The organism is Cytobacillus gottheilii, assembly GCF_001636345.1.
GTDB lineage: Bacteria > Bacillota > Bacilli > Bacillales > Cytobacillaceae > Cytobacillus > Cytobacillus gottheilii.
Genome location: NZ_KV440945.1, coordinates 80,504 through 96,329, shown reverse-complemented (window position 1 = coordinate 96,329; position 15,826 = coordinate 80,504). Strand labels below are relative to the sequence as shown.

Sequence of the window (15,826 nt, the reverse complement as noted above, 5' to 3'; positions counted from 1 at the left end):
TTAGCCAATCCCATAAAACCATTCTCAGTTCGGATTGCAGGCTGCAACTCGCCTGCATGAAGCCGGAATCGCTAGTAATCGCGGATCAGCATGCCGCGGTGAATACGTTCCCGGGCCTTGTACACACCGCCCGTCACACCACGAGAGTTTGTAACACCCGAAGTCGGTGGGGTAACCTTTTGGAGCCAGCCGCCTAAGGTGGGACAGATGATTGGGGTGAAGTCGTAACAAGGTAGCCGTATCGGAAGGTGCGGCTGGATCACCTCCTTTCTAAGGATGAAATGAAGTTTATCTTCATTAAAAGACGTCTTTATTTGTTCGTTCAGTTTTGAGAGAGCAATCTCTCTGGGTTAGTATTCTGAAATAGAATATTAGCTTAAATACATTGCTCCTGCGCCGCAGTAGTTCGAGGAAGTTAATCCTCAGCTCGTCGCAAGGCAGCATGGAGAATAGCTGCGATGGCTAATCACGATGTGATTGAAATCAGTGGCCTTGTTCCTTGAAAACTAGATAATGCAATAGAAGAAGATTACCAAGTAATCGCCATCTTAGTTTTTTCTCTCTTATTTATTAAAGTAAGAGCAATAACCATAAACATTGGTTAAGTTAGAAAGGGCGCACGGTGAATGCCTTGGCACTAGGAGCCGATGAAGGACGGTACTAACACCGATATGCTTCGGGGAGCTGTAAGTAAGCTTTGATCCGGAGATTTCCGAACGGGGGAACCCATCATCCGTAATGGGATGAGCTCTTTACCTGAATACATAGGGTATTGAAGGCAGACCCGGCGCACTGAAACATCTAAGTACCGGGAGGAAGAGAAAGCAAACGCGATTCCCTGAGTAGCGGCGAGCGCAACGGGATTAGCCCAAACCAAGAGGCTTGCCGCTTGGGGTTGTAGGACACTCTACACGGAGTTACAAAGGAGCGAGGTAAGTGAACAGGTCTGGAAAGGCCGGCCATAGAAGGTAAAAGCCCTGTAGTTGAAGCTTCGTTCCCTCCAGAGTGGATCCTGAGTACGGCGGGACACGAGACATCCCGTCGGAAGCAGGGAGGACCAGCTCCCAAGGCTAAATACTCCCTAGTGACCGATAGTGAACCAGTACCGTGAGGGAAAGGTGAAAAGCACCCCGGAAGGGGAGTGAAATAGTTCCTGAAACCGTGTGCCTACAAGTAGTCAGAGCCCATTTACGGGTGATGGCGTGCCTTTTGTAGAATGAACCGGCGAGTTACGATTACATGCAAGGTTAAGTTGATAAGACGGAGCCGCAGCGAAAGCGAGTCGGAATAGGGCGATTGAGTATGTGGTCGTAGACCCGAAACCAGGTGCTCTACCCATGTCCAGGTTGAAGTTCAGGTAACACTGAATGGAGGACCGAACCCACGCACGTTGAAAAGTGCGGGGATGAGGTGTGGCTAGCGGAGAAATTCCAATCGAACTTGGAGATAGCTGGTTCTCTCCGAACTAGCTTTAGGGCTAGCCTCATGTAGTAAGAGTCGTGGAGGTAGAGCACTGTTTGGACTAGGGGCCCTCATCGGGTTACCGAATTCAGACAAACTCCGAATGCCAAAGACTTATCCATGGGAGTCAGACTGCGAGTGATAAGATCCGTAGTCAAGAGGGAAACAGCCCAGACCACCAGCTCAGGAACAAAAGTATACGTTAAGTGGAAAAGGATGTGGAGTTGCTTAGTCAACCAGGATGTTGGCTTAGAAGCGGCCACCATTTAAAGAGTGCGTAATAGCTCACTGGTCAAGTGACTCCGCGCCGAAAATGTACCGGAGCTAAACGTATCACCGAAGCTGTGGATGGACACCATTAGGTGTCCGTGGTAGGAGCGCGTTCTAAGGGCGTTGAAGCTAGACCGAAAGGACTGGGGGAGCGCTTAGAAGTGAGAATGCCGGTATGAGTAGCGAACGATGGGTGAGAATCCCATCCCCCGAATGCCTAAGGTTTCCTGAGGAAGGCTCGTCCGCTCAGGGTTAGTCGGGACCTAAGCCGAGGCTGAAAAGCGTAGGCGATGGACAACAGGTTGATATTCCTGTACCACCAAATCCGTTTGAGTGATGGGGGGACGCAGGAGGATAGGGTAAGCGCGCTGTTGGATTAGCGCGGCCAAGCAGTTAGGCTGCAAGTGAGGCAAATCCCGCTTGCATACGGCTGAGCTGTGACGGCGAGGGAAATATAGTACCGAAGTTCTTGATTCCACACTGCCAAGAAAAGCCTCTAGCGAGGATTAGGTGCCCGTACCGCAAACCGACACAGGTAGGCGAGGAGAGAATCCTAAGGTGAGCGAGAGAACGCGCGTTAAGGAACTCGGCAAAATGACCCCGTAACTTCGGGAGAAGGGGTGCTCATTAGGGTGTTAAAGCCTTGATGAGCCGCAGTAAATAGGCCCAGGCGACTGTTTAGCAAAAACACAGGCCTCTGCGAAGCCGCAAGGCGAAGTATGGGGGCTGACGCCTGCGCGGTGCTGGAAGGTTAAGAGGAGGGGTTAGCGCAAGCGAAGCTCTGAATCGAAGCCCCAGTAAACGGCGGCCGTAACTATCACGGTCCTAAGGTAGCGAAATTCCTTGTCGGGTAAGTTCCGACCCGCACGAAAGGCGTAACGATCTGGGCACTGTCTCAACGAGAGACTCGGTGAAATTATAGTACCTGTGAAGATGCAGGTTACCCGCGACAGGACGGAAAGACCCCGTGGAGCTTTACTGTAGCCTGATATTGAATTTTGGTACAGCTTGTACAGGATAGGTAGGAGCCTGAGAAACCGGAGCACAAGCTGCGGTGGAGGCGTCGGTGGGATACTACCCGGGCTGTATTGAAATTCTAACCCGCGCCCCTGATCGGGGCGGGAGACAGTGTCAGGTGGGCAGTTTGACTGGGGCGGTCGCCTCCTAAAAAGTAACGGAGGCGCCCAAAGGTTCCCTCAGAATGGTTGGAAATCATTCGTAGAGTGTAAAGGCACAAGGGAGCTTGACTGCGAGACCTACAAGTCGAGCAGGGACGAAAGTCGGGCTTAGTGATCCGGTGGTTCCGCATGGAAGGGCCATCGCTCAACGGATAAAAGCTACCCCGGGGATAACAGGCTTATCTCCCCCAAGAGTCCACATCGACGGGGAGGTTTGGCACCTCGATGTCGGCTCATCGCATCCTGGGGCTGTAGTCGGTCCCAAGGGTTGGGCTGTTCGCCCAGTAAAGCGGTACGCGAGCTGGGTTCAGAACGTCGTGAGACAGTTCGGTCCCTATCCGTCGTGGGCGCAGGAAATTTGAGAGGAGCTGTCCTTAGTACGAGAGGACCGGGATGGACGCACCGCTGGTGGACCAGTTGGTCTGCCAAGGGCAGCGCTGGGTAGCTATGTGCGGAAGGGATAAGTGCTGAAAGCATCTAAGCATGAAGCCCCCCTCGAGATGAGATTTCCCATAGCGTCAAGCTAGTAAGAACTCTGAAAGATGATCAGGTTGATAGGTCAGAGGTGGAAGCGTGGCGACACGTGCAGCTGACTGATACTAATCGTTCGAGGACTTAACCACACAATGGCATTACTTCATTCTTCTTCTGACATTATCTAGTTTTGAAGGAATACCCTTTCTTCAATTAAATAGTCCGGTGGCGCTAGCGAGAAGGTCACACCCGTTCCCATCCCGAACACGGAAGTTAAGCTTCTCAGCGCCAATGGTAGTTAGGGGCTGTCCCCTTGTGAGAGTAGGACGCTGCCGGGCAACATGAAAAAGTACATCTGTATGGATGTGCTTTTTTGTAGTTTTTAATTAAATTCTTTGTTTTTTAATTAATAAGTGCTGCTTAATTATAATAATTTATCTAACCTTAAGTCCAAAACCACGTAGAGCTGCCCCCTTTTCTGAAAAACAGCTCCTAATTCCCTTTGAATATTTAACACGGTAAAAATTACATTATTCCAATATTTTAACTTCAAAGAATAAAATCAAACTTTTCCTTCCTAATTCGAGGTTTGAAGAACAAAAATTTAGGGGAAAATGTTTAATGCTAGTTCGTTGCAACCTATTACATAGATCATGTATAATATAAGTCAAATATAGTCAAAGTCAGATAGGGGGTGGCCGGGTGAGAAATATATCGGACATCATTGAAAACTACCTGAAACAAGTTTTAGACTTGAGCGAGCAGGAGATTGTTGAGATTAAAAGAAGTGAGATTGCAGACAAGTTTCAATGCGTACCTTCTCAAATAAATTATGTTATCAATACTCGGTTTACAATCGAGAAAGGGTATATGGTGGAAAGTAAACGCGGAGGAGGAGGTTATATAAGGATCATGAAGGTGCAGTCTTATGATTACGCACATTTAATTGATCAGCTAATCTCCATAATCGATTCACGAATAGCCCAGAATAGTGCTGAAAATGTTATATACAGACTTGTTGAAGAAGAAATTGTCTCAAAAAGGGAAGCAAAAATCATGCTAAGTGTCATTGACAGATCGGTACTATATATAGACCTGCCCTATAGAGATGAACTTCGAGCACGTATGTTAAAAGCAATGCTTACAACCTTGAAATATAAATAAACAGCAGGTTGGAGGGGAACCAATGGTTTGTCAGGAATGCAATCAAAGACCAGCTACCTTGCACTTTACGAAAATAGTAAATGGCGAAAAAGCAGAATTTCAGCTATGTGAAAAATGTGCGGCAGAAAAAGGGGAGATGTTTATGTTCAACAATGGACAGAACTACTCCATCCATAATCTCTTGGCAGGACTTCTTAATGTACAGCCAGCTTATCAGGGCAACAGCCAAAATGCTTTTCAGAATGAAAAGGTCATTCAATGCCCTAATTGCTCTATGACATATAAGCAATTTATTAAGGTTGGCAGGTTTGGCTGTGCGGAATGCTATGAAACATTTAGTGAACAGCTTCCTCCTATTTTTAGAAGGCTTCATAGCGGGAACGAAACACATAATGGAAAGATTCCCGCCAGAATCGGAGGAAGTATTCATTTACGAAAGAATATCGAAGATCTCAAACAGAAAATGAAAGAATTTATTGCGAATGAAGAGTTTGAAGAAGCTGCCTTAACACGAGATGAGATAAGAAAGTTAGAAAAAGAGCTGAATTCCGCTCATGAGGAGGGAGAATAACTTGTCGTTGGAGCGTTTTATTAACCAGGCGATTAGCTCCTGGATGAGTACGGAGGGACCGGATTCAGACATAGTCTTAAGTTCTCGAATTCGGCTTGCTCGAAATCTTAAGCAATATAGATTTCCCACATTGTTTGAAAAGGATGAGGCTGAAGCCGTTATTAATCAAGTCAAAAAACGTTTAGAACAACCTGGAGAAATAGAAGATAAACACTTGGAATTGCTGCTTATGGATGAACTGCAGCCACTGCAGAAAAGGGTATTAATGGAGAAGCATTTAATTAGCCCGCACTTAGCGGAAAACTCTACACATGGTGCTTGTCTCCTATCAGAAAGTGAAGAGATTAGTATCATGATTAATGAAGAGGATCATATACGCATTCAATGTCTATACCCAGGTTTTCAGTTATTAGAAGCACTGCAGATGGCGAATACAATTGACAATTGGCTTGAGGAAGAAATTGATTATGCTTTTAATGAAAAGGTTGGTTTTCTAACCAGCTGTCCTACCAATGTAGGAACTGGTATTCGTGCTTCTGTTATGATGCACTTGCCTGGTCTTGTATTAACACAGCAAATCAATCGAATTATCCCTGCAATTAATCAACTTGGTTTAGTTGTTAGAGGAATTTATGGGGAAGGCAGCGAAGCATTAGGGAACATCTTTCAAGTTTCAAATCAGATGACGTTAGGTAAATCCGAAGAAGATATTGCCGAAGACTTGAAAAGTGTTGTCAGTCAATTAATTTCACAGGAAAGGTCAGCAAGGGAAGCATTAGCAAAGACTTCTAACATACAATTAGAAGACAGAGTTTTCCGTTCATATGGGACTCTCCTGAATTGCAGAATCATTGAAACAAAAGAGGCGGCACGCTGTTTGTCTGATGTTCGCCTTGGCATTGATATGGGATACATTGAAAATGTATCTGAAAATATTTTAAATGAGCTTATGATTTTGACTCAGCCGGGCTTTTTACAGCAATATGCTGGCGGACCTTTGAGACCACAGGAAAGAGATATCCGCAGAGCAACACTCATTCGGGAAAGATTACAAATGGAAAGCAAATAGTTGGGAGGATAATCATATGATGTTCGGACGATTTACTGAAAGAGCGCAAAAGGTACTTGCATTAGCACAAGAGGAAGCAATCCGCCTTGGACATAATAATATTGGAACAGAACATATCCTGCTCGGTTTGGTTCGAGAAGGAGAGGGAATTGCGGCAAAGGCATTATATGCTCTAGGACTAGGTTCTGAGAAAATTCAGACTGAGGTAGAGAGTTTAATTGGACGAGGACAGGAAGTCTCACAATCACCGCATTATACGCCAAGAGCAAAAAAAGTAATTGAATTATCAATGGATGAAGCAAGAAAGCTGGGACACTCCTATGTAGGGACAGAACATATTCTTCTTGGGTTAATTCGTGAAGGAGAAGGTGTTGCTGCACGTGTACTAAATAACCTGGGCGTCAGCTTAAATAAAGCGAGACAGCAAGTGCTTCAGCTTTTAGGAAGCAATGAATCTGGAGGCCATCAAGGCGGTGCATCAGCAAATGCCAATACACCAACTCTTGATGGATTAGCCAGAGATTTAACTGCGATTGCAAGAGAAGGAAGTCTTGACCCTGTTATTGGGCGCAGTAAAGAAATTCAGCGTGTCATTGAAGTACTTAGCCGCCGTACAAAAAACAATCCTGTATTAATTGGTGAACCAGGGGTTGGTAAAACAGCCATTGCTGAAGGATTAGCACAGCAAATTATCAATAATGAAGTGCCAGAGACACTGCGCGATAAAAGAGTTATGACTCTAGATATGGGTACTGTTGTTGCTGGGACAAAATACCGCGGTGAATTTGAAGATAGATTGAAGAAAGTAATGGATGAAATTCGCCAGGCCGGCAACATCATCTTATTCATTGATGAACTTCACACCTTGATTGGTGCTGGTGGTGCAGAAGGTGCCATTGATGCTTCAAATATATTAAAACCATCCCTTGCACGTGGTGAATTGCAATGTATTGGTGCTACAACGCTTGATGAATATCGCAAGTACATTGAAAAGGATGCAGCACTTGAACGCCGCTTCCAGCCGATTACAGTTGATGAGCCGACGTCCGATGAATCTGTTCAAATCTTGAAAGGATTAAGAGACCGTTATGAGGCGCATCACCGTGTAACCATTTCAGATCAGGCGATTGAAGCAGCGGTTAAATTTTCGGATCGTTATATTTCTGACCGTTTCTTACCAGATAAGGCAATTGATTTAATTGATGAAGCTGGTTCAAAGGTAAGATTGAGATCTTATACGACTCCTCCAAACTTGAAGGAGCTTGAAGTTAAGCTTGAAGATGTCCGCAAAGAAAAGGATGCAGCCGTACAAAGCCAGGAATTTGAAAAGGCGGCATCATTGCGTGACACAGAACAGCGTTTGCGCGAGCAGCTGGAAGAAACCAAGAAAACTTGGAAAGAAAAGCAGGGCAAAGAAAATAGCGAAGTAACCGTTGAGGATATTGCACATGTTGTTGCTAGCTGGACAGGAATTCCAGTATCTAAGCTGGCAGAAACAGAAACGCAAAAATTGCTTAACTTAGAAGAAATTCTTCATTCCCGTGTCATTGGACAAGAGGAAGCTGTTAAAGCAATCTCTAAGGCTGTACGCCGTGCACGTGCTGGATTAAAAGATCCTAAACGTCCAATCGGATCATTTGTGTTCCTTGGACCAACAGGAGTAGGGAAAACAGAATTGGCTAGAGCGCTGGCAGAGGCTATGTTCGGTGATGAAGAGGCAATGATCCGCATTGATATGTCCGAGTATATGGAGAAACATTCGACTTCTCGTTTAGTTGGTTCTCCTCCAGGCTATGTTGGTTATGATGAGGGCGGCCAGCTGACAGAAAAAGTGCGCAGAAAGCCATACTCTGTTGTCCTGCTCGACGAAATTGAAAAAGCACACCCAGATGTATTTAATATTCTTCTGCAAGTATTAGAGGACGGAAGACTGACAGACTCAAAAGGCAGGACGGTTGATTTCCGTAATACAGTCTTAATCATGACTTCAAATGTTGGAGCAGAAGCTCTAAAACGCAACAAATATGTAGGTTTCAATGTTCAAGAAGGAGATCAGGATTACAAAGATATGAAAGGAAAAGTAATGGAGGAGCTAAAAAAAGCATTCCGTCCAGAATTCCTGAACCGTATTGATGAAATCATTGTTTTCCACGCACTAGAAAAGAAACATCTGCAGGAAATTGTTTCGCTCATGTCAGATTCATTGACTAAACGCCTGAATGAACAAGAAATTCAGCTGGATCTTACTGAAGCTGCTAAGGCGAAAATCGCGGAAGAAGGCTATGATCCGGAGTATGGAGCAAGACCATTGCGCCGTGCGATTCAAAAGCATATCGAAGATCGTCTTTCTGAAGAGCTTTTAAAAGGAACTGTATTAACAGGTCAGAATGTTGTCATTGATGTCGAAAATGGCGAGTTTACCGTTAAGACAGCTGAAGCAAGCGGGACAGCAAATTTAAATAAAGCATAAGTTTATTGAGGTACACGAACAAATTTTCGTGTGCCTTTTTTATAAGTAATATCCTTCTGAATGACTTCAGTAATAATGGGGCTGATCTGATAGTCCTTCCTTCCCTGTCCCCCTGTTTTATCTTTTTATCACTTTAGTTCTCTTTCCATAGCCTGTCTGTTATAGTTATAAATCATCAATAAGTATTTAACTGGAATCAATGATAATTGTTATATTTGTGAAATATATATAGAAGTATGGAAGAAGGGGAAAGTAATGGCAAAACGGAAAACGAAATTTATGTGTCAGGAATGCGGATATGAATCACCAAAATGGATGGGAAAATGCCCAGGCTGCGGTGAGTGGAATAAAATGGTGGAGGAAGTTGAAAAACCCGCTAATTCAAGAAGAGGAGCATTTGCTCACTCTCAGGGAATGGCGACAGCCTCGAAAGCTACTCCGATTACGACAATTGAAACGATATCAGAACCACGGGTACTGACAGAATCACAAGAATTAAATAGGGTACTTGGTGGCGGTGTTGTTAGGGGATCACTCGTTTTAATAGGAGGAGACCCAGGAATCGGGAAGTCGACTTTGCTCCTTCAAGTCTCTTCACAGCTTGCGAAAAAGAACCACTCGGTTTTATACATATCCGGGGAGGAATCGATGAGACAGACAAAGCTGCGGGCAGACCGCCTCAGTATTACGTCTGAGCAGCTGCTTGTTTACTCTGAAACAAGTCTTGAAGAAATCAGCAGAACCATTGAACAGACAACTCCTGCCTTTGTGATCGTTGATTCCATTCAAACGATTTACCATCCTGAGGTTACATCGGCTCCGGGAAGCGTTTCACAAGTACGCGAGTGTACGGCGGAATTAATGAGAATCGCGAAAACAAAAGGGATTGCTATCTTTATTGTTGGCCATGTGACAAAAGAAGGCTCGATTGCTGGACCGCGTTTATTAGAGCATATGGTGGATACTGTTCTTTATTTTGAAGGGGAGCGCCATCACACATACCGGATTTTGCGTGCCGTGAAAAACCGATTCGGTTCTACAAACGAAATGGGCATTTTTGAGATGAAAGAAATGGGACTTGAAGAAGTGGCAAATCCGTCTGAAATTTTTCTCGAGGAGAGGTCTGAAGGTGCAGCAGGCTCCACGGTTGTTGCTTCAATGGAAGGAACTCGTCCGGTTTTAGTGGAAATTCAAGCGCTGATTTCACCGACTAGCTTTGGGAATCCAAGAAGAATGGCAACAGGTATTGACCATAATCGAGTTCCTTTATTAATGGCGGTTTTAGAAAAAAGAGTAGGTCTTCTTCTTCAGAATCAAGACGCATATTTAAAAGTAGCCGGCGGTGTAAAGCTCGATGAACCGGCCATTGACTTAGCGGTAGCAGTAAGCATCGCCTCAAGCTTCCGGGATAAACCGACCCGTGCAACCGACTGCGTCATAGGAGAGGTAGGGTTAACAGGTGAGGTCCGCCGCGTGTCCCGAATCGAACAGCGTGTACAAGAAGCTGCAAAGCTTGGTTTTGAAAGAGTCATCCTTCCCGCCAATAATATTGGAGGCTGGCAAGCTCCTGCAGGTGTTCAGTTAATAGGCGTTAACTCAGTTAGTGAGGCATTAAATGAAGCACTAGGGAGGTAAATATGGAAGCAAAAAAAACGGACGAAAAAAAGATCACCAAAGTCCTTCGGTTTATGGCGCCTGGAACACCAATCCGGGAAGGGATTGAAAATGTTCTGCGAGCCAATACAGGAGGGCTGATCGTCTTAGGCTCCAAAGAGCAGACAGATGGAATTGTAGAAGGCGGTTTTCAGATTGATTGTCCGTTTACTCCCAGCTATTTATATGAGCTGGCCAAGATGGATGGGGCGATTATTTTAAACGAGGAAGGAAGTCGTATATTAGTAGCGAACGCTCAGCTTGCGCCAGACCGGGGCATCCCTTCGACTGAAACAGGGATGCGGCACCGTACGGCTGAGCGTGTTGCTAAGCAGACAGGTGCTCTGGTCATTGCAGTATCGCAGCGAAGAAACGTCATCACTCTTTATCAAAGCTCATTGCGTTATGCCCTCCGCGACATAGGCGTTATTTTAACAAAAGCCAATGTAGCTGTACAAACACTTGAGAAATATAAGGCTGTCCTTGAACAAAGAATAACAGATTTAAGTATGCTGGAATTTGAGGAAGCGGTTACTTACGCTGATCTTGTTAATGTACTGCACAGTGTATCCATGGTGTTCAGAATTAAAAATGAACTGCTGACATTCCTGTGTGAACTCGGCACAGAAGGCAGGTTAATTCGGCTCCAAATGGATGAGCTCTTGACTGAAATAGAAAAAGAGGCTGAGTTTATTATTAAGGATTATGCTTTTTCACCCAGTATGAATGCAAAAGAAGTTCTCGCTTCTCTTCAGCGCATTTCAAATGGGGAAAGAGCAGAGGATAGTGTTATATTAAAACTTCTTGGTTATCAGGGGTACATTCATTTAGAAGAGATGAAGCAGCCAAAAGGATACAGAATGCTAAATAAAGTAGCAAGGATGCCATCCATTATTATCGCAAATCTAATAGAACAATTTAAGGAGCTGCCAAATATTATGGGTGCTACCATTGAAGAATTAGATGATGTTGATGGCATTGGCGAAGTAAGAGCAAAAAAAATTAAAGAGGGCTTGAAGCGTATTAAAACACAAGTTTTTTTAGATAGACATGTATAGAGACCATTGAACTATAAATTTGGTTATGCTAAAATGGTTGGTTATTATTTGACACCTTATGATGTGAGGTGCTAACCTAGTGGTATACCTTTTTAACTGGAAAAAGTTTAATGTGAATTAGTTTTGTAGAATAACATTTGTGTTACAAAAATAAAATTATCTGTAATAGAAGGTTTCGATTTGGAAAATTTGTTTATAATGAGTAAAAGGAGGTGAGGGAATGTTAAAACGTATTGTACAGGCATGCTTCCTTATTACTGGGGTCGCGCTTGGAATCTTTTTAATTCCTCAATTATTATCGTTTGTTGCATTAGACGGGGTTTCTTGGTTAAATAATCCATATATATCCGGTGTGTTAGGTGCCATTATATTTTATCTTATTACTTTTTGGGCGGTTGATTATGTTGTCAACTTTGTGCGCTGGACAGAGGAATCGCTCGTTAAGGTTCCCATTACTGATATTATTTTTGGAAGCGTTGGATTAGTATTTGGGCTTGTGATTGCGTTTCTTATTGGTTTTGCGCTCTCTGAGTTCCCTATTATAAATACAGTTGCACCGATTGTATTAACACTGCTATTTGGATATCTGGGCTTTCAGGTAGGGTTTAAGAAGCGGGATGAACTATTAACACTATTTACAAGTAAGAAAAAGAAAGCGGCTGAAGAGGAATCGGAAAAAACAGCCCCTAAAACGCTGAAAATTCTAGATACAAGTGTCATTATTGATGGCCGTATCGCGGATATCTGCCAAACAGGCTTTTTGGAAGGAACGATTGTGATTCCGCAATTTGTTCTCGAGGAGCTGCAGCATATCGCAGACTCATCTGACGTGCTTAAACGAAATAGAGGTCGCCGCGGTTTAGATATACTCAACCGTATTCAAAAGGAGCTTTCCATTAAGGTTGAAATTTATGAAGGTGACTTTGAAGAAATTCAAGAAGTAGACAGCAAGCTTGTTAAACTAGCTAAAATATCTAATGGTGTTGTCGTCACCAATGATTTTAATCTTAATAAAGTATGTGAATTGCAAAAGGTAGCTGTTCTTAACATAAATGATCTTGCAAACGCTGTAAAACCAGTTGTTCTTCCAGGGGAAGAAATGAAGGTGCAAGTCATTAAAGATGGAAAAGAGCAAAACCAAGGTATTGCTTATTTAGATGACGGAACGATGATTGTCGTTGAAGAAGGACGCAATTATATTGGAAAACATATTGATGTTCTGGTTACAAGTGTTCTCCAAACCTCTGCAGGTAGAATGATATTTGCGAAACCCAAACTATTAGAAAAAGCATTATAATATTAAAGTGACTGATAGAGCTGTTTGCTAACAGCTCTTTTCAAATTGTCGGGAATTAAAACGGCAGATTGCGTCAATTTTAGAGGAGTTACTTAAGAAATCCTATAAGTTTTAGGGGCATCATCAGATAAAACAGAGAATTATAAAGGATTGCTGTTTTGCTCTCTTTCTAGTGAATTGATTATCTGATAGAATGATGATGTTATAAAAGGTAGATACTGACCAAATGGATAGGAGATTACGATGGGTTATGAAGTGATCATTCCTGCGGCCGGGCAAGGTAAAAGAATGGAAGCGGGTAAGAACAAGCTGCTGCTCGAGCTTCGGGAAGTCCCTGTGCTTATACATACATTAAAGGTGTTTGAACAAGATCGAAATTGTAAAGCGGTACATCTTGCAATCCACCCAGATGATGAACAGGAAATGAAAAAGCTCTTGCGAAAATATGGGATTAAAAAAGTTGCATCTCTGATCTATGGCGGAAAAGAACGCCAGCATAGCGTGTATCATGTGGTGAAGGAACTAAATGGGGAAGGCATCGTTTTAGTGCATGATGCAGCAAGGCCATTTGTTGAAATAGACGCCATTAGCCGCTTGGTAGAGGCAGCAGAAGAAACAGGTGCCTCTATTTTAGCTGTGCCTATGAAGGATACCGTGAAAAAAGCAAATGAAGGCTTGGTTTCGGAAACGGTTGAACGGGCATCGCTATGGTCTGTCCAAACTCCTCAGGCATTCCGCCTGCCGATGCTGCTTGATGCACATGAACGAGCTGCAAGAGAAAGCTATGTTGGAACAGATGATGCAAGTCTGGTGGAACGAACAAATGGCAATATCAAAATTGTTGAAGGCAGTTATGACAATATCAAGCTGACGACACCGGAAGATCTTTACTTTGCTGAAGCGATTATGAATAAGAGAATGCAAGGTAAAAAGAAAGGCAAATAGGGAAACTGATGTCTGGTTTTCCGCTTAGCCCTCAAAGTAAGATCGTTTTCATTAGAGTCTTTCGCCATAAGCCTGCAATAGGATAGAGGAAGACTTGCTGCTTTACAAAATATACACACCTTAAGGCATATTTCTAACAAGGAGTTGAATGAAATGTTTCGTATTGGACAAGGATTTGATGTACATCAGCTGACAGAAGGAAGACCTCTTATCATCGGCGGGATTGAGATACCATATGAAAAGGGATTATTAGGACATTCGGATGCCGATGTGCTATTGCATACAGTAGCCGATGCCTGTTTAGGTGCCATTGCAGCTGGGGACATTGGAAAACATTTTCCTGATACAGACCCTGAATTTAAGGATGCTGATTCTGCCAAGCTTCTGCAGCATGTGTGGGCGCTAGTTAAAGAAAGAGGCTATGAGCTTGTAAATGCGGATTGTACGATCATTGCCCAGATGCCAAAGATGGCTCCTCATATTGATAAAATGAGAGAAAGAATTGCGTCTTTGCTCGAGACAGAGCTTGAGAATATTAATGTAAAGGCAACTACTACTGAGAAGCTTGGTTTTCCCGGCAGAGGTGAAGGGATTGCTTCACAGGCGGTTGTGTTATTAAAAAAGCGAGATAGCTAATGGCTCATTAGCAGCTTAGAGAAAATACGAAAATGAAGTAAAAAAATAAGGAGGCACTATGATGTCAAATAATATTCGTGTCCGTTATGCACCAAGTCCAACAGGACATTTACATATTGGAAATGCACGTACAGCTCTATTTAATTATTTATTTGCACGCAGTCAAGGCGGGAAATTTATTATTCGCATTGAAGATACTGATAAGAAGCGTAATATCGAAGGCGGAGAAGAGAGTCAGCTTAAGTATTTAAATTGGCTTGGAATCGATTGGGATGAAAGTGTAGATAAAGAAGGCGAGTATGGTCCTTATCGTCAGTCTGAAAGAAATGACCTTTATCAAAAATATGCTCAAGAATTGCTGGAGAAGGGCCATGCTTATAAATGCTACTGCACAGAAGAAGAACTGGAAGCAGAACGCGAAGCACAGATGGCAAAAGGCGAAAATCCAATTTACTCTGGAAAGTGCCGCAATCTAACGGATGAACAAAGAGCGGCACTAGAAGCAGAAGGCAGAAAGCCGAGCATCCGATTCCTTGTTCCAAAAGGGGTTGTATACTCTTTTGATGACATGGTAAAAGGACAGGTATCGTTTGAATCAGACGGAATTGGTGATCATGTTATTGTGAAAAAGGATGGCACTCCAACATACAATTTTGCGGTAGCGGTTGATGATCATCTTATGGCCATCTCGCATGTTCTGCGCGGAGATGATCATATCTCAAACACACCAAAGCAGTTAATGATTTATGAAGCTTTAGGCTGGGAGCCTCCTGTTTTTGGTCATATGACTTTAATTGTTAATGAAAGCCGTAAAAAATTAAGCAAGCGGGATGAGTCCATCATTCAATTTATTGAGCAATATGAAGAGCTTGGCTATTTACCTGAAGCACTCTTTAACTTTATTGCACTGCTTGGATGGTCGCCTGCTGGAGAAGAAGAAATCTACAGTAAAGAACAATTTATTGATTTATTTGACGCAAGTCGTCTATCTAAATCCCCAGCTCTGTTTGATAAACAAAAATTAACATGGCTGAACAATCAGTATATGAAAACGATTGATCTGGATCGACTTGTCAGCCTGTCTCTGCCGCATCTAGTGAAAACCGGAAAGGTAGAGGAACAGCTTTCCCCTGAGAAACAAGAGTGGGTTCGAAAACTTATTGCTTTGTACCAGGAAAAAATGAGCTTCGGTGCTGAAATCGTCGAAATGTCTGAACTGTTTTTTACCGAGGAAATGAATATAGAAGACGAAGCAAAAGAAGTGCTCTCAGGCGAACAGGTACCTGAAGTGTTAAATGCATTTTTAGGTGAAATTGAACAGCTTGAGCCATTTGCTGCTGATGGAATTAAGGCAGCCATGAAGGCTGTGCAAAAGCAGACAGGACAAAAAGGGAAAAACTTATTTATGCCGATACGTTCTGCAACAACAGGCCAGACACATGGTCCGGATCTGCCGCAGGCAATTGAGCTTTTAGGTAAAGAAAAAGTAAAAACCAGAATCATGAGCATTTTAGGTTAACATATTGGGGAAAATGTAATATAGTAAATATAATTAAAAACAATTTAAAGCGTGGAAGAGG

10 protein-coding genes and 2 rRNA genes are annotated in these 15,826 nt (G+C 43.3%); all 12 read left to right on the top strand.

The genetic code is table 11. The features are described from left to right. Positions 1-599 precede the first annotated feature (599 nt). A 23S ribosomal RNA gene (locus A6754_RS00545) occupies positions 600-3,532 on the top strand. 72 nt (positions 3,533-3,604) lie between these two features. Then, a 5S ribosomal RNA gene (gene rrf / locus A6754_RS00540) occupies positions 3,605-3,721 on the top strand. Between the two features lie 364 nt (positions 3,722-4,085). After that, positions 4,086-4,547, top strand: a complete 462-nt coding sequence (locus A6754_RS00535) for a CtsR family transcriptional regulator (RefSeq protein WP_066441654.1) — start codon at positions 4,086-4,088, stop codon at positions 4,545-4,547. A gap of 22 nt (positions 4,548-4,569) precedes the next feature. After that, positions 4,570-5,118, top strand: a complete 549-nt coding sequence (gene mcsA, locus A6754_RS00530; protein WP_066441648.1) for a protein-arginine kinase activator protein McsA — start codon at positions 4,570-4,572, stop codon at positions 5,116-5,118. Position 5,119: 1 nt separating this feature from the next. After that, positions 5,120-6,187 carry a protein-arginine kinase McsB gene (mcsB, locus tag A6754_RS00525; RefSeq protein WP_066441646.1) on the top strand — a complete coding sequence of 356 codons (1,068 nt, stop codon included), beginning with the start codon at positions 5,120-5,122 and terminating at the stop codon, positions 6,185-6,187. Between the two features lie 16 nt (positions 6,188-6,203). Further along, positions 6,204-8,657: an ATP-dependent protease ATP-binding subunit ClpC gene (clpC, locus tag A6754_RS00520; protein ID WP_066441644.1), complete on the top strand. Its 2,454-nt coding sequence runs from the start codon at positions 6,204-6,206 to the stop codon at positions 8,655-8,657. A gap of 255 nt (positions 8,658-8,912) precedes the next feature. Next, entirely contained in the window at positions 8,913-10,292 is a 1,380-nt protein-coding gene (gene radA / locus A6754_RS00515; protein WP_066441642.1) for a DNA repair protein RadA, read from the top strand. Positions 10,293-10,294: 2 nt separating this feature from the next. Beyond that, positions 10,295-11,368, top strand: coding sequence for a DNA integrity scanning diadenylate cyclase DisA (gene disA / locus A6754_RS00510; RefSeq protein WP_066441639.1), 1,074 nt, complete (start codon positions 10,295-10,297; stop codon positions 11,366-11,368). 220 nt (positions 11,369-11,588) lie between these two features. After that, positions 11,589-12,665: a PIN/TRAM domain-containing protein gene (locus A6754_RS00505; protein WP_066441638.1), complete on the top strand. Its 1,077-nt coding sequence runs from the start codon at positions 11,589-11,591 to the stop codon at positions 12,663-12,665. 243 nt (positions 12,666-12,908) lie between these two features. Next, entirely contained in the window at positions 12,909-13,610 is a 702-nt protein-coding gene (gene ispD, locus A6754_RS00500; protein ID WP_066441637.1) for a 2-C-methyl-D-erythritol 4-phosphate cytidylyltransferase, read from the top strand. A 153-nt stretch (positions 13,611-13,763) separates the two neighbouring features. Then, complete coding sequence (ispF, locus tag A6754_RS00495; protein ID WP_066441636.1) at positions 13,764-14,246, top strand: 2-C-methyl-D-erythritol 2,4-cyclodiphosphate synthase; 483 nt, start codon at positions 13,764-13,766, stop codon at positions 14,244-14,246. 61 nt (positions 14,247-14,307) lie between these two features. Further along, a complete protein-coding gene (gene gltX, locus A6754_RS00490) occupies positions 14,308-15,765 on the top strand; it encodes a glutamate--tRNA ligase (protein ID WP_066441634.1) in 1,458 nt (485 codons plus the stop codon). Positions 15,766-15,826 lie beyond the last annotated feature (61 nt).